16 protein-coding genes and 1 tRNA gene are annotated in these 15,318 nt (G+C 42.8%); 10 read left to right on the forward strand and 7 right to left on the reverse strand.

Annotation, left to right across the window (positions count from 1 at the left end):
* Positions 1-321 precede the first annotated feature (321 nt).
* The gene (locus ABZA00_RS11780) at positions 322-855 is read left to right on the forward strand and encodes a hypothetical protein (protein WP_372882361.1); all 534 of its coding nucleotides are present in this window, start codon (positions 322-324) and stop codon (positions 853-855) included.
* A 390-nt stretch (positions 856-1,245) separates the two neighbouring features.
* On the opposite strand, the gene ABZA00_RS11785 is transcribed toward ABZA00_RS11780, so the two are convergent.
* A tRNA-Leu gene (locus ABZA00_RS11785) sits at positions 1,246-1,332 on the reverse strand.
* A gap of 439 nt (positions 1,333-1,771) precedes the next feature.
* Between ABZA00_RS11785 and ABZA00_RS11790 the strand changes: the two genes are divergently transcribed.
* Positions 1,772-2,923: a hypothetical protein gene (locus ABZA00_RS11790; RefSeq protein ID WP_372882362.1), complete on the forward strand. Its 1,152-nt coding sequence runs from the start codon at positions 1,772-1,774 to the stop codon at positions 2,921-2,923.
* Between the two features lie 113 nt (positions 2,924-3,036).
* Here the strand turns inward: ABZA00_RS11790 and ABZA00_RS11795 are convergent, their stop codons facing one another.
* From ABZA00_RS11795 to ABZA00_RS11815, 5 genes are all read right to left on the reverse strand, one after another.
* The gene (locus tag ABZA00_RS11795; protein WP_372882363.1) at positions 3,037-4,095 is read right to left on the reverse strand and encodes an SPFH domain-containing protein; all 1,059 of its coding nucleotides are present in this window, start codon (positions 4,093-4,095) and stop codon (positions 3,037-3,039) included.
* Positions 4,092-5,810, reverse strand: coding sequence for a hypothetical protein (locus ABZA00_RS11800; RefSeq protein WP_372882364.1), 1,719 nt, complete (start codon positions 5,808-5,810; stop codon positions 4,092-4,094). Before ABZA00_RS11800 ends, ABZA00_RS11795 begins: the two co-directional genes overlap by 4 nt.
* Positions 5,811-6,053: 243 nt before the next feature.
* Positions 6,054-6,242 (reverse strand): hypothetical protein, encoded by a 189-nt coding sequence (locus ABZA00_RS11805; RefSeq protein ID WP_372882365.1) that lies wholly within the window; start codon positions 6,240-6,242, stop codon positions 6,054-6,056.
* Positions 6,243-6,354: 112 nt separating this feature from the next.
* Positions 6,355-6,870, reverse strand: a complete 516-nt coding sequence (gene crr / locus ABZA00_RS11810) for a PTS glucose transporter subunit IIA (RefSeq protein WP_372882366.1) — start codon at positions 6,868-6,870, stop codon at positions 6,355-6,357.
* A 388-nt stretch (positions 6,871-7,258) separates the two neighbouring features.
* On the reverse strand, positions 7,259-8,164 hold the full coding sequence (locus ABZA00_RS11815) for a DMT family transporter (RefSeq protein WP_372882367.1): 906 nt from the start codon (positions 8,162-8,164) through the stop codon (positions 7,259-7,261).
* 478 nt (positions 8,165-8,642) lie between these two features.
* Here ABZA00_RS11815 and ABZA00_RS11820 point away from each other — a divergent pair, with 478 nt between their 5' ends.
* From ABZA00_RS11820 to ABZA00_RS11845, 6 genes are all read left to right on the forward strand, one after another.
* The gene (locus tag ABZA00_RS11820; RefSeq protein ID WP_372882368.1) at positions 8,643-9,194 is read left to right on the forward strand and encodes an EF-hand domain-containing protein; all 552 of its coding nucleotides are present in this window, start codon (positions 8,643-8,645) and stop codon (positions 9,192-9,194) included.
* Between the two features lie 98 nt (positions 9,195-9,292).
* The gene (locus tag ABZA00_RS11825) at positions 9,293-9,619 is read left to right on the forward strand and encodes a hypothetical protein (RefSeq protein ID WP_372882369.1); all 327 of its coding nucleotides are present in this window, start codon (positions 9,293-9,295) and stop codon (positions 9,617-9,619) included.
* 354 nt (positions 9,620-9,973) lie between these two features.
* Positions 9,974-10,819 carry an ion transporter gene (locus tag ABZA00_RS11830; RefSeq protein WP_372882370.1) on the forward strand — a complete coding sequence of 282 codons (846 nt, stop codon included), beginning with the start codon at positions 9,974-9,976 and terminating at the stop codon, positions 10,817-10,819.
* Between the two features lie 348 nt (positions 10,820-11,167).
* Complete coding sequence (locus tag ABZA00_RS11835) at positions 11,168-11,785, forward strand: Crp/Fnr family transcriptional regulator (protein WP_372882371.1); 618 nt, start codon at positions 11,168-11,170, stop codon at positions 11,783-11,785.
* A 17-nt stretch (positions 11,786-11,802) separates the two neighbouring features.
* Positions 11,803-12,171 (forward strand): YidH family protein, encoded by a 369-nt coding sequence (locus tag ABZA00_RS11840; RefSeq protein ID WP_372882372.1) that lies wholly within the window; start codon positions 11,803-11,805, stop codon positions 12,169-12,171.
* On the forward strand, positions 12,168-12,503 hold the full coding sequence (locus ABZA00_RS11845) for a DUF202 domain-containing protein (RefSeq protein WP_372882373.1): 336 nt from the start codon (positions 12,168-12,170) through the stop codon (positions 12,501-12,503). Before ABZA00_RS11840 ends, ABZA00_RS11845 begins: the two co-directional genes overlap by 4 nt.
* A 115-nt stretch (positions 12,504-12,618) precedes the next feature.
* On the opposite strand, the gene ABZA00_RS11850 is transcribed toward ABZA00_RS11845, so the two are convergent.
* On the reverse strand, positions 12,619-13,236 hold the full coding sequence (locus tag ABZA00_RS11850) for a MarC family protein (protein WP_372882374.1): 618 nt from the start codon (positions 13,234-13,236) through the stop codon (positions 12,619-12,621).
* A 281-nt stretch (positions 13,237-13,517) separates the two neighbouring features.
* Between ABZA00_RS11850 and ABZA00_RS11855 the strand changes: the two genes are divergently transcribed.
* Together ABZA00_RS11855 and arsB are read left to right on the forward strand one after the other, a co-directional pair.
* Positions 13,518-13,853 carry an ArsR/SmtB family transcription factor gene (locus ABZA00_RS11855; RefSeq protein WP_372882375.1) on the forward strand — a complete coding sequence of 112 codons (336 nt, stop codon included), beginning with the start codon at positions 13,518-13,520 and terminating at the stop codon, positions 13,851-13,853.
* Positions 13,854-14,000: 147 nt separating this feature from the next.
* On the forward strand, positions 14,001-15,026 hold the full coding sequence (arsB, locus tag ABZA00_RS11860; protein ID WP_372882376.1) for an ACR3 family arsenite efflux transporter: 1,026 nt from the start codon (positions 14,001-14,003) through the stop codon (positions 15,024-15,026).
* Positions 15,027-15,318 lie beyond the last annotated feature (292 nt).

The following is a 15,318-nucleotide window of genomic DNA, read 5'->3' on the forward strand; positions in this document are numbered from 1 at the left end:
GCAGGTAGTGCCGACACGTTAAACGCTTGTAAGAGGTTTTAGAAGACTAACGCAACTTAATGTTGCAATGCCTAAACCGTTGACGACAAGAATCACCTTGCTTTAGCTGGGTGAGCTTCAAAGTATTTGCAAGGTACAAGGCGTTAATTACTGTGCCGCATAATTTATGCATGGCTGCAACCATAGAGCTTTATCATGGCAAAGGCTGCAGACATGGGCTGTTGCGCATTCGCATTTGAGTCGCGGAATTCTGTAATTGACTAACGGCCGCATCAACATGACGGCTCAAATTTTCGTTTCACAATTTTAAGGTTATTATTAATGAATCATTTAATAAACAAAGCAGATGGCATTACAGCTGCTCAAGCAGAGATTGTTTCATCAACTAAGCCGTGGAACACTTATCCGGCGCAACTCCTATCCATAGCTTGTCTTCTCGGGGCATTGGTAGGCGTTGTCTTTATCGTTATTCAACCGTTTTTTGGAATGGATACACTGACAAGCCGGCATGCTGCTGCCTATCAGCAACTTGGTAACTGGAGCAGCATCGCAGCTATCACCATTGCCTGGGGTGCGCATTTGGCTGTATCTGTATTCTATGGTTTATTGAGTGGTGTGGTTATTTTGCGCACCGCGCGTCTGGAATTTGTTGCGCTGTTTACGTTGCTCTTCACATGGCTGACAACGGTGATAGCGCCGCCTGCAAATGCAATGATCGTGCAGTTTGTTTCATTTCAGCAGATCAATATTGACAAATTACCCGGTGTAAATTTCAGCCTGGATGTCAAATTTGTGCTGCACCTGCTGTTTTTTGCCGTTATTAGCGCTGTTTTATATCTCAATAAGAAAAAATAGTTTGATGATGAAAGTCTTGAAATCAATAGGTTAGTGTAAAAATCATGGTCGTTGAGAAGGGCGTTCCTGTGCCTTGGAGGCTTGAACAATTGTTATCGCAGGGACCTCGGTTTTAGCCGAGTTATTATGTGCGAACAAATAACAGCGCGGCTAAACCCGCGGCCCCAGTTTACACTTAAACTGACAATGAATTAGCGAGCAGTTGAAGGCGTGAATATGGTTACAGCTAAACACGAATATAAGAATGCAATGTCTTCAAGTGGTTCAATCTTTCGCGGATTTTTTTATAATTAAATTTGTGATCTATTTTGGAAGTGCGGCTTCAGGCGCGCCTGTGATTTGGGAGTAAATTGATATCGGGCAGGTTGAATCGAAGTTATCTAATATAATTGGTGCAGATGGGGAGACTTGAACTCCCACGACCTTAAGGCCACTAGCACCTGAAGCTAGCGTGTCTACCAATTCCACCACATCTGCATATGCGGCCAATCATATCTTTGCTTTTAATTAATGAAAAGAGAAATTTTAAAAAATGTGAATTATTTAATGGGTTTTGGTGTTTACCGCTTGAAAAACAATTTCTTAGTACAAAAAACATACTTTCGGAGATGGATATTCCTGCGTCTTGGGGCACGAAGCACAGCCTACACGTCCTTATTGAGACCAATGAGTTAAAATTCGTAGGGTGTGCTAGCGCACCGAGAACTAAATATACTGACTCCAATACTTATAAAACTAGCATGCTCACAGACTTTTGTATAAGAAACAGGGCTTTCGCGGAGCCATTATCTTCGAACAAATAACAGCGCGGCTAAACCCGCTGGCCTTGTTTGCTCAATCAACAGACTTGTTCCATACCGGCCCCTGGTACAGCATGGTACAATCATTTTGTACTATGCTGTACCAGGAGGTTGTTATGAGACAGGTTGATTGGCATTACAAGCGTCCCGAGCTTGCAGCCCGGTATCTGAAATCCGTCGGGCTCAGCCCCATATCGCGCATTGCGCTATTGGGCGTTCGCCGTATCGGCAAGACTGCATTTATTCTTAAAGATCTTGTTCCAAAAGCTTCCGAGCTTGGCTTTTTACCCGTGTATCTCAATATTTGGGAGAATCAAGAGAGTCCGCAAGAGCATATCATTTTTACCCTTGAGCGCTATATCTGCTCAATCAAATCAAACCCTAAGCAGTCGATTAAAGAGTTACTCGCTTCTGAGGTAAAGAAGCTTGATATCAACCTTGGTGTGATCAAAGCGACAGTTGACACATCTTCAGCGCACTCGGCCGTTACGCCTTCTGAAGTTTCGCAGATCAGTGAACAAATCAGAGAAATCATCAGGCTGGCTAAAGAGTTGGACAAGCGGCCTTTGTTCATTATCGACGAGGTGCAAATCTTGAACTCTTCCGAAAAGTTTTTACCAATTCAGGCATGCTTGAGAACCAACTTTGATACCTTTGATGAAATCTGCGCTATCTACGCAGGCTCTTCACGCGGTGGCGTTGCCGCCATGTTCAACCAAAAGGAATCGGAGGTGTTGAGCGGAGAGAAATTTACCAAGCGTGAAATGCCGTTCTACAACAGCGCATCCCTTGTGGAGTTCCCCCACCTGGAGCCTGAGTGTATTGACTTCTTCCGTGGTGTGTTGGTTGATCGCTTTGCTATTGACTGCCCAAGGGAAAAGCTCTCTGCTGCCTTTCGGAAGCTGGACTATTCTCCATTTTGGCTGCGTATGCTGTTAACTGAAATGACTGCAAATATGCAGGATGTCGAGTCTGCAATGAAGACAATCAAGGGAAAAATCGAGGTAGATGGCGCTTTGGATTACATTACAGCAGCCCTGAACAAGTTGGATAAACTGGTATACCTTCGTCTTCATGGCACCCGCAGTAAATATTCTCAAGAGGATATGCAGTACTACTCTGACGGCATGGGAAAACCGGTAAATAAAAGCTCAGTGCAGAACGCAATCAGCAAGCTTAAGCGCCTGAAGCTCGTAACGGAATATGATGCAGGGATGTTCTTTGAGAAAGCCGGTTTGAAGGCCTATATAGAGAAAGATCTGGCATGATAAATCGGCTACACAAGGGGCCGCGGCTTCAGCCGCGCTGTTATTTATTCGACATAAAAGCTCGGCTAAACTCGCGGCCTCTGGTTATAGAATGCAATGTATTATTTTGTACCTTATTGCTTAACACCGCAGCTTGAGCAGAATTTTGCACCGGGCGATTTTTCGCTGCCGCACTCACAGCAGAATTTAGCCACCGGCTTTTGCTCAGTGCCGCAATCAGGGCAGAACTTTGCATTTGCAGGTAATATAAACGCACAGCGGATACAAGCCGAGCCGCTGTTTTGTAATACGGCTTTATGAGCCGGCTGCTGATCCATTAACCCCGCACTCATACTGCTCATCTGCTGTCCGATTCCCATACCAACGCCCATGCCAACCCCGGCTCCGGCAACACCTTGTCCCTCATTAGCCGCGGCTTGTTCTGCGACATCAAACATTTTAACTTTGTCATAGTCCTGGCCATATAAATAAAATTCGGCTTTTTTGGCGAGCATCTCTTTGAGTTTAATAACACTGCTATCGTCTTGCGGAATATTAATTGAGCTTAAATAAAAGTTGACGATTTCGATGCCAAAGCGTTCAAATTCATCTTTGATATCATGCTCAAGGGCTTGTGAAAATTCATTGAGATAAGCACTGATTTGCAGCAGGGATATCTTATCTTTTAGCACTTTTTCAGAAATATAATCCTTAATACGGGTCATCAGGTGGCCACGAAAATAATCGAGTATCTGCTGCTGATCAAACTCCTGTACCGTCCCGACCAAACTGGTCACAAACTTTTTCGAGTCTTTGATTTTAATGGCAAACTGCCCGAAGGCGCGCACCGGTACAAACACATTATAAGCGGGCTCTAAAATCGGAATAGGCTCTCGCGTACCCCATCTCATATCCATATTGACCGCTTTATTAATGTAATAGATCTCCGCCGCAAAAGGAGTCTGGTTATCAAAGGGGAGATTAACAATATGCTCAAGCAGCGGAATATTGGCGGTTTCCAGAGTGTGACGGCCCGGGCCTAACAGGTCTAAGGCTTGACCATTTTTAAAAAACAGCGCTTCCTGTGCCTGGTTAACAATAACCTGTGTTCCCCAAACCAGGCTGTCATGGGGCCAACGCCATGCAAAGACATCACTGGGACCATCGTATTTGACGCGATCAATAATATTCATCTCTCTTCCTTATGATTTGAATGTGGACTTTTTAAAATCTGTTGGTTTTTTAAAACCATTTTTTGGCGGATCCGTTTAATGCGCAGGTTAATATCAATGGCTAAAATATTAAATTTGGCACCAAAAGCGAGCAGTAGTTTTTGCTCTTTTGCGCAAACCTGACCATCGGCTAAACACATCTCAATCAGTTTATCCAACCAGTCGGAGGCGTCTAAGGTTTCATCGGGCGTGAGCAGTTCCAGCTCGCCCGCTTCAGCCGCCTTAATAATTTCATCGAGCACCTTTTGTGGAATACGGCGATTTTTTACAAATTCATCCAGGCATCGTTTCTCTGCTGCATCTACTTTGCCATCGGCAAATAACACTAATACTAAAACAGAAAGCAGCGAAACGGGATCAAAAATACGATCTGCTCTTTTGCCGGGAATGCCATCAACTGCAAACTGCTGTCCTTTAACCCTGATGATATGCTCAAGGTATGGTGAAAGATCTTTTAAAATCCAGTCCTGTTCGCCTGAATTAAAACGGTTACCGCAGTATACACAACAGTCCTGATAGTTTTCACTTTGTGGTGCGCCGCAGCCGAAACAATGCAGAGAATGTAACCCTTTCTTGAGATCGCTGCTTAACCCGGTTTTACGAATAAGGGTTATATTGTGCGCATAAAATTTGCTGTCACTACTGTGATTGCTGTTTAAATCAATTTTATTTGCCTGCCATTTTAGCAGCAGGTGAACCTTATCAAAGCGTCCACCGAACTCGACACGACTGACCTCACAAAGCCCTAGCTCGATATTATCAAAACAGAACTGTTTAAGATGCTGCTGCTGAAATTCGTTTACAAAATCAGGGTGTGCGACGGAGAGAATAGGATCTACCTTTTGTGTCAACCAGGCTTTCTGCAGGCGCCAGAAAATCGAACTTACTCTATCTTCAATCAGTGGAATATTAAAAGCGGGATCCACTACCTGGTAGTCCGATACCCCGGCAATTTGCCGTTTGGCATTTTGAAAGCGCCATTGCTGTTCACTGGTTATTTTTGCCAAAATCCAATCGTATTCACCAGAGCCTACCAACGAGCCGCAAGATTCACACAATGAAAATTGACTGAGGTTCAGTTTATTCCCGCAATTGGGGCAGTAGCCTTCAATTAAACCCGGTTTGCTGCGGGTTTGTGTGCCGGGTAAACGCACAAAAGTCCAATACTCAGTGTGCAGGGTAAGTGCTGAGTTGGAAGAGATTTTATTATAGCCTGAGCTTGTATCAAGGATTGGATAACTGGCCATTGAGTCAAGTTTAAAGTGCAGCGTTTCAAAGTGTTTATCGGCTTCTATGCCTACCAGTTCGCAGGCTCTTAAATTGAGGTTTTCAATTTTACGATGGCGCTGCCTTTGTTTTTGTATTTGAAACAGGATTTGCATCGATTCGGCCAGTCCATCGCTAAGAAATGCGGTGGCAGGGCGGATTTTATGAGATGAATAGGCCTGTTTGATAATAAAAAAAGCCTGTTCTACACGGCTTTTAATTAATGCTTCTGAGAAGTATCTATCGAGTTTTTTTATCTTGTTATGCTGAATCTGCTGTTTTTGTTTATTCTGTTTTTGCAGTCCACGCACGACGGTATTTTTAACAGGACGTTGCTTGTCGCGTTCCCCTTTAAATAATCCGGCGAGCTCGCCGCCAAGCGCATTAATGATAGAAAATAATGTGGACATGAGTATGCTAAACCTTGATATTTACTTAGATTGATATCATTGAGCTAAAGCTTAGTTATATCAGATATAAAAGCGCCAATTTAAAACTGGCTTTGATTATATAGCCGTAATCACATTATTCACTTTTATAACGGCAAAAAATCAAGAGATTGTTGCGATGAAGAGCAACCGATTTGGATAGTGATATCCCAGATCTTACTTACCACTGTTTGTTAAACAATGCGCATATCTCAAGGCAACGCTTTAATCTGCTTCAATAATAAAACTATCCCCTGTCGCGAGCCTCTTACTTGGCCTGTCTATCGGCGTTACCTTTTGCGCAACATGCTGGACTGGTATCAAGATTTCTTGAAATGCATCGACCTGCTTGAAATCCGGATCCAGCCACAGAACTATCAGCTGCTGATCATCATAGGGCAGCATAAGTGGCATAGATTTCGGGCAGAAAAAAAGATGAAAAAAGATAGGACATCCATTACTTTTTTATCCTAACGATTTGGTTTTTAATGTTTGAATAAATGGATGTCTTGTCTTTTTTAGTTTTTTATTTAGTGAGTTGCAGGACAGTGTCAGAAGCAACTTCAACATTGCCGGACATTTTTTGTAGTTCTTTAATCTCATCCATGTTTGAAATTACTACCGGTGTTAAAATTGATTTTGCTTTTTCTGTTAAGAACTCAAGATCAAACTCAATGATGGTATCACCCGCTTTTACGTGTTGCCCTTCTTGTGCAATACGTGTAAAGCCTTCACCTTTAAGCTCAACGGTATCAATACCGAAGTGCACAAATAGTTCAATACCGGAATCAGACTCTAAAGAAAAAGCATGGTTGGTTTCAAAAATTTTACCAATTTCACCATCACAAGGAGCCACCATTTTGTTGCCTGTTGGGCGAATAGCAATGCCATCACCAACAATTTTCTGTGCAAAAACGGGATCCGGCACCTCTTCAATGTCAACAATCTCACCAGAAAGTGGTGCTAAAACAGTAATTGTTTTATCACCAGAAACTGTTTTATCACCAGAAACCATTTTTTTTAATGAGCCGAAAAAAGCCATTGTTTTACTCCAAATTATCATGATTAATATCTATATATTATTAAGTACATCGCTTGCTGTGAGGCGAGCTCCTGCAGTTAAAAATTCTAATATCATTAAACAGATGCTCGCATCTCCTTAATTTATGAGCGCAGTATAAGTAAGTAGGGATTAATTTTTGTGATCTGAATGCGATACTGTTTTTGCGTTACAGTTTCTTACAGAGTGGTAATGTATTGTTACATCCTGTTACAGAGAATTAGGGGCAGCCAAAGGTTAAGCGTTGGCATCCTTTTGTTTTTTATGATCAATTGATGGGTATCCACAATTAACGCTGTGGGAGATGACGGCTCCACCCTCGCTGCCCGGCAGTAAAGATAACCAACAACGGTGAAAGCAGAAGAAAGCATTAACCGTGATCAGGTTTGTATAGCTGTTTTAGGAAGGGTAGGCCGAAGATATTTATCAGTGCCCCGGAAATGATCAGTGCTCCCCCCAGGTAGGTCCACAGAGAAGGTATCTCATTAAACCAGAGCACACCAATAAACACAGAGAAAATGATCTGCACATAGGAGTAAGCTGAGGCTTTCCCTGCGGTTTGCGTCTGCATTGCTTTGGTTAAGCCGTACTGGCCGACCTGAGTAAATATTCCGATAAGCACCAGCAAAAAGGTGAGATGCAGATCCGGCAGAATAAAGTCATCACCGATTAATAAAACGGATGTCGGCAGAGCGATTAGCGGGAAGTAGAAAATGATCACCGAGCTGTCTTCAGTCTGACTCAGTTTGCGCACAATGATATAGGCGACAGAGCTTCCCAACGCCCCCAGCAGGGCGATTAAGATACTAAACAGCGGCAGATCTACTGCAGGATTGCCATGGCTATTCGGCAATACCATGAAATAAAGGCCAAGCAGGCTGAGGAGAATACAGATCAGGGTTGACGGGTGCAGCCGCTCTTTTAACAGCAGCATCGCCAAAAGACCGGTAAATATCGGGTGCACATATTGCAGTATGGTCGCCTCTGCCAAAGGAAGTGTGGTGACTGAGTAGTAAACACATATTAATGCAGCAGTACCTACGGCACCTCTGGCTATCAGCAGCAGTTTGTTATGTCCCCAAACAGATATTCTTTTTCGTTTAACATCGAGATAACTGATTGCCAATGAAACTATAGCTCTTGCTGCAACTATCTCGAATAGCGGTATGCCGATGCTGCCGACATATTTGACGCAAGCTGCCATCAGGGCAAAACCAAGAGCAGAAAGGAGCATAAAGCGGGCTGCGAGCGGGAGTAGATTATTTAATTGAGGCATAAGTTTTATTTTTTTACCAATGTTCAGCATCTTCGAATAGAAAAAGTAGGGTGTGCTTGCGTACCGCGTAATGCCAGCCTCCAGGCCGTCATCCTCATCTGACCGCACCGTCACATTCTAAGTCTTTTATTGAGGGGCGAACCAGGCGCCAGTCTGGTGTCATGAGCGGAGAAGCCCTGCGACTTCTTTTTTTACGCTGCATATAAATGTAAAAAACTAAAAACAATGCGGGCTAAACCCCGCGCCCCCAGTTATTTGCTCTCTTAGAGGTAGTTTCGCGTGCAATGCATTATATTATGGCTATTCACGACGGTATTTTACACTAAAGTGATAAAAATACTTTTTTTCTCCATATTCCCCACACATTTGCTTTCTATAGTTTACTCATACAGAAAATCATTGCATTTAGTTATCCCGGAAGTGCAAGGATTATCCCGGTGTAGTACTGAATATCAGATAAACTAAGAGGCTTAATATTATGAAAAAATCACTTTTAATTACCAGCGCTTTATTATTAACGGCCACGGCTTCTATTTTTGCGGCAGACCAAATGCAAAATAAATCTGATCAAATGGGCAACAATAACCGTCCGACCTTTGAACAGTTAGATGCAAATAGTGACGGTACGTTGGCAAAAGATGAAGTGCGCGGACGTTTACTCGCAAACTTTGACCACGTTGATACTGATGCCAACGGATCACTTTCTGCCGATGAATTTAACAGTCGTGTTAAGGTGGGCAAACAGGGGCACAAAGGAAAGCATAAAAATCGTCCGACCTTTGAACAGTTAGATGCAAATAGTGACGGTATGCTGGTAAAAGAGGAAGTGCGCGGACGTTTACTCGCAAATTTTGCTCAAGTTGACACTGATGCCAACGGATCACTTTCTGCCGATGAATTTAACAGTCGTGTTAAGATGGGCAAACAGGGGCACAAAGGGAAGCATAAAAATCGCCCGACCTTTGAGCAGTTAGATACAAATGCGGATGGCAGTATCTCAGCCGAAGAGTTTAATGCTGCTAAAGCTTAACTCTTTTAACCTGTCATTGACTTTAACTGTTTTTCAATAACAGACCACCTGACCATATCCGAAAACCTGGTCGGGTGGTTTTTCCACCAGGAGATACAATGAGTATTTTATATTCCCAATTTAAACAATTTAATGAAACATTGAACAAAACACGACAACCTATGACGACAAGCAGAAAATTCCTATTGGGAATCAGTGCAGCTGTTGTCTTATTTACCAGTTTCTTTGTAGCCCTATTTTTTATGGCTATGTCATTGGTAATGCTGCCGTTTGCGGCTATCCGTTTATGGTTATTTAAGAAGAAAATACAAGAGAATATAAACAGCAATAATTACTATTCTGATACTGAGTTTGGCAAAGAGTCAGATAATAGCGTTATAGAAGCTGAGTTCGAGGTTGTTGATGATGGAAAAGATAAAAGATAAAAGATAAAAGATAAAAGATAAAAGATGCAGGGTACAAAGAGATTGCTCAGGTATTTATGTAGGAAATTCAGTGCGTAAGGGCATTGCTTAAGAAGTGAAGTCATGCTAGATAATAAACTCGCTGATGTCTTCAACAAATCAAAACATGCACCCGGAGGAAAAGGGGGGCTTTAATCTTGACAGCGTCTCCTGCATCAAATTTTTTCTAAAAATTCAAAAGTAAAGACCTGCCCCTTTTTCATTTTTTTATCACCACTCTGAAAACAGCAGGCGGCATATGGTCATAATATGTCTAGACAGTATTAACAAATGCTTTTATCCTAAGCGAAAATTCACCACTTCCTTGAGGATACAATGACACGCTTTGATAAATCTATCGATAAAGAATTAGTCTCGTTCGAACACAATCACTTACAGCGCCGCTTCTATGAGATAAGAAATAATAAGGTTTTTGAACTGTTTGTTATTTCAATCATCATTTTTTCCGCATTGATGATTGGCGCTAATAGCTACCAGGTTTCCCCGACCACTATGCAGGTTTTGTCTGTACTCGATGTTATTATCACGATTATTTTCTTAATCGAAATTTTTATCCGATTTATTGGCGAACCCGATAAAGTACGCTTTTTCCATAACGCTTGGAATGTATTCGATACCTTTATCGTGATCGTAAGTCTGATCCCCATTGACGATAGTGAAATGGCTGTACTGGGGCGTTTAGTAAGGATATTTAGAGTGTTAAGAATGATATCTATCATTCCTGAACTACGTATTCTGATTAACTCTCTCGTAAAAGCATTACCTCAGCTGGGGTATGTCATGCTGTTAATGTTTATCATCTTCTACATATATGCTGCGATCGGCACGACCTTCTTTGCGGCTATTAATACTGAATTATGGGGGGACATTACTATTAGTCTGTTAACTTTATTCAGGGTGATGACCTTTGAAGATTGGACAGATGTCATGTACGAGACCATGGCGGTGTACCCGTTATCATGGTGTTACTATCTGACTTTTATCTTTTTCACTGCGTTTGCATTCCTTAATATGGTTATCGGTATTGTTGTCAATGTATTAGAGCAAGAGCGACAAATAGAGGCGGATTTAAACAATAAAGAAGCGGGAGAGCCGACCATGCTTGAGCTGAAACAGGAATTAGATGAAATAAAAGCCTTACTAAAAGCGCAACATCGATAAAATCAAAGCAGGCAGTTAGCTGTTGTATCATGGTCTATGTGTAAGGTAGAGGGGAGTAGGGCTGGAAAGCTAATTAGCGGTGTGTAGGACACCCTATCATATTGATTAATATTTTGATGTTTAGACCTCGGTGGTTGCACTGGGATTCTTGACAAAAGATCTCGAGAATGACAGGGCGCCGGGTCAAGAGAATGACAATGTTGATTTTCACAGCTGTTAAGGTTTACGTGGACACTACTCCGGCATTTTTGTTAAGAATAATTGCAGATTTATAGTGACGATCATATTCTAATAATGCCGGGAAGGGTAAGATAACTCACACTTAACAAGTTGCTTTAAAAGGGATAAATGTTATACGAACTTACTAACAATACGCATATATCCCTCAGTCAGTTATCGGTAAAGAAGAAAAAGCCGGTATATCGGGATGGCAGTAGTGCTAATGGTTTCTACTATGTCAAAAGTGGACTTGTCGGTTTGTATCAGCTAACTGAAAGCGGCAAAGAAAGTTTACTGAGAATCTACGGGCCGGGCTCTTTCTTTGGATACCGTTCTCTGTTTACCGAGCAAAAATACCCGGCAACCTCGCGAACTATGCTGGACAGCGAGTTATTAAAGGTCAATGTCAATGATTTTAGTGAGCTGGAAAGCATTGCCCCCAATATTGCTTCCTACCTGATGCGTGAAGTATGTGAAGAATTGGGAGAAGCTGAAAAACGTTTAATGCAGCATACATCCTGCAGCGCCATAAAAAGAATTGTTGATGCCATTTATTATCTGTTTACTTTCTATCCGTCCTATTCCTGGACCTACAGAGAAATTGGTGAATACAGCGGAACCGATACGACCACGGTGATCCGCTACTGTAAAACGCTTAAGCAGGAAGGGTACCTGAAAAAAGATAGCCGCAAACCGATTCCAACAGATATGCAACTTATAGCCGAATTTCGACAATCAATTGTTTAAAACTTACGAGGAGTAACATGAATAGCGAACCACAGATCCAAAAAGCAAACTGGCGTAGCCTCGGTGAAGCACCGGATTACCGCTTCTCTCTGGCAAATGAACGAACTTACCTGGCATGGATTAGAACTGCTGTTGCGCTGCTTGCCGGGGCCATTGCCATCGATCAGTTGACGCCGGATCTTGCCGAACCGGTTATCCGCATTTTGATATCTACTTTTCTTTGTTTATGTTCCGGGATTTTCGCGCTGTTTGCCTACCGGCGCTGGGCGGCAAATGAAAGAGCAATGCGCAACAAACACGACCTTCCCTATACGAATTTCTTAAAAGTGAGCAGCGCCGTTGTAATAGTGTTGACCACCGCTGTGGTACTGGCTATCAATCTATGACCGCGGAGCAAAAAGATCCGGGGTTACAGCCGGAACGAACATTGCTGTCCTGGGTAAGAACCAACATGGTAGTGGCTGCCGTGGCAATATTGCTGTTTAAGGTGAGCGGGCAAAGCGAGAGTATTATTTTGCGTCTTAATGCTGTGCTGCTGTTAAGCTGTGCGCTGTTGTGTTGGTATTACAGTAAAAAACGCTTTTCTGAATTTTACCGCAGAGTTGTCGTTGTAAGTCGCGTAGAAGTGATGATAAAGAAGCTCTTTTCACTGGTTATTTTTGTTACAGCGATGCTATACGGGATCTTGTCTGTGATGAGATTTTTTACGCAGGGATGATAAAGCGACAGGTAAAACCCGGTGCGCAGGCAGACCCGATCGTTAGCCTGGCACCGCTCTTGCAGCCAACCTCAGGGTAGATTGATACCCGGAACCTAGCCTTTATGCTCGGCTATCATTGCGGGAAATGATAATACTGACCAAGGCCCGCTAATATGTTGCTGGTGGCGACAGATGACAGGATCAGGCCCATTACCCGGCTTATTACACTCGCACCGCTGCTGCCGACCAATCGATTTATAACACCGGCAAGCAGCATTAATACATAAACCAACAGCAGAACAGATAACATTACCAGCGCGGTTTGTACCTGCTCCCAAATACTGAATTTTGTGTTTTCTGTTAACAGAACAGCCGCCAGCATTGCGCCCGGACTTGCGATTGAAGGCACTGCAAGCGGGAAAATAGCCGTTTCTTTATGGGACTTTTCTAACAGCTTTATCTCCTCTTCCGGCTTACTGTCACCAAAGATCATATTCAGCGCGAATAAAAATAAAACAATGCCGCCGGATATTTGAAATGCGGGAAGCGGAATGGATAACGCCTTGAGCATGATCTCGCCTACCACCACGAAAAACAGCAAAACACAAGCCGATACAACAGCAGCAAGAAAAGCAATATGCCGTTTGGTTTTCTGATTATATTTATCTGTTACAGCCAGGAAAACCGGCACGGTACCAATCGGATCTATCACGGCAAAAAAAGTGATGAAAACAGCTAAAAGATCTATCATTATTTATTTTATCCATAAATGAAGTAGCACAGAAAAGGGAACTGTTAAAAAATTGTAACTTAAATGAACTTTAACATCTGCTCACTGAGTTTATCAATTAGTTATCTTTGAAAATAAGAATAAGTCGAAAGGGGGAAGCAGAGCGACAAGAATTGCGGGTTTTTCCCGTTGCAGGTGTAACCACCGCAATTTATCTCTTGTCAGATGTGGAAAAGAGCCTATAATTCGGCTTACCATTCAATAGTTCTTGAAGTGTTGAAGTAATGAAAAGCAGGTGTTTTATGCAAAGTGATCAAGCGGCCAGAATATTCGATTGTTTATCATCAGGGGTGCGTCTGGATATATGGCGAAGCCTGATAAAAGAGGGGCAGAATGGCAAGGTGGCTGGTGAATTAGCCAAAGAGCTCGGGCTTGCGGCCAATTCAATCTCTTTCCATTTAAAAACGCTTTCGCACGCGAATCTGGTGTCTGTGCAGCAGGAGGGGCGTTATCAGCGCTATCGGGCAAATACGCCGATGATGAATGATCTGCTGGTATTTATGAGCGATGAATGTTGTATCAATGAGGAAGGCGGCAGTTGTGATCTTAACAAAAGTGATCAAGGCTGCAGTGAGTAAACAGTTCTGATTATGCGCTGCGCTGATAAAAACTAATGTCTAACAGTATATTTTGTCATGGATTGATTTGGTTTAGAGGATAGATATTCCGCTGAATCTGAGTTATCTGCATAACTTTATAAATTTACAATAACAGGTGATAAGAAAATGGGTATTTTTGAAAGATTCCTAAGTGTATGGGTTGGTTTGGGCATGCTGGTCGGTATTGGTGGTGGCCTCGCTTTTCCGCAGCTGTTTACTTTTTTCGGCGAGTTGCAGTACGCGCAGATCAATATGGTGATTGCGGTTCTGATCTGGCTGATGATCTACCCTATGATGCTGCATGTCGATTTTGCTTCCGTCAGTCAGATGCATAAGCGCCCGAAAGGCCTGGTTATTACCATTGTGATTAACTGGCTGATTAAACCTTTTACCATGGCGCTGCTGGCGATGCTGTTTATACGCTATATTTTTGGCGGCTGGATTTCGCCGGAACTGGGCGAGCAGTACATTGCCGGGATGATATTGCTTGGTGTGGCACCCTGTACAGCGATGGTCTTTGTCTGGAGTCAATTGACTAAAGGGGATGCTAACTATACGGTTGTTCAGGTTGCCATTAATGATTTGATTATGGTTGTCGCTTTTGCACCGATCACGGCATTTTTACTCGGCGTAACCGATATCACCGTGCCCTGGGATACACTGCTGCTGTCGGTTTCGCTTTTTGTGGTGATCCCGCTGATTGCAGGGGCTTTCACCCGTCATATGATCAAAAACGAACAACGAATCACAAAGCTTGCAGCAACCTTAAAACCATTCTCAATTATTGGACTGGTGGGGACGGTTATTCTACTTTTCGGTTTTCAGGCTGAAACCATTATTGCCAACCCGATTGATATTGTATTAATAGCTATACCACTGCTTATTCAAACTTATCTGATTTTTGCCCTGGCTTATCTGTGGATGAACAAATGGAAGCAACCACACAATATTGCCGCACCCGGTGCGATGATCGGCGCTTCAAACTTCTTTGAGCTTGCTGTTGCGGTGGCAATCAGCCTGTTCGGTATCCACTCGGGCGCCGCGCTGGCAACCATTGTTGGGGTACTGGTTGAAGTGCCGGTTATGCTGTCGCTGGTGGCTTATGCAAACCGCACCAGAAAAAACTTCGTACAGGATGTGTCAGCAGGTTAAGTAGTCATATATAAATAGTTATACCAATTCCGATAATTAGATGATCTATTTAGGCGTAGAAAAAATGGATGAAAGCAAGGCATTGATTGCAGTAACTAGTTGTTCTAATTGCAAAATCAATAACACAGCTAGCATTCATTTTAGCAAGTATAAATGAGTAGATAGTTATCGGATTTGGTATTATTTGTTTGGGGCCGCGGCTTCAGCCGCGCTGTCATCAAGCTCGGCCTCAGCCCTGACTCTTATACACAAGTCTGTAACCATTGGTGGTGTTCTTTATTCTTTTCGGGGC

Origin of the sequence: Psychromonas sp. (genome assembly GCF_041586535.1) — a bacterium.
Taxonomy (GTDB): Bacteria; Pseudomonadota; Gammaproteobacteria; order Enterobacterales; family Psychromonadaceae; genus Psychromonas.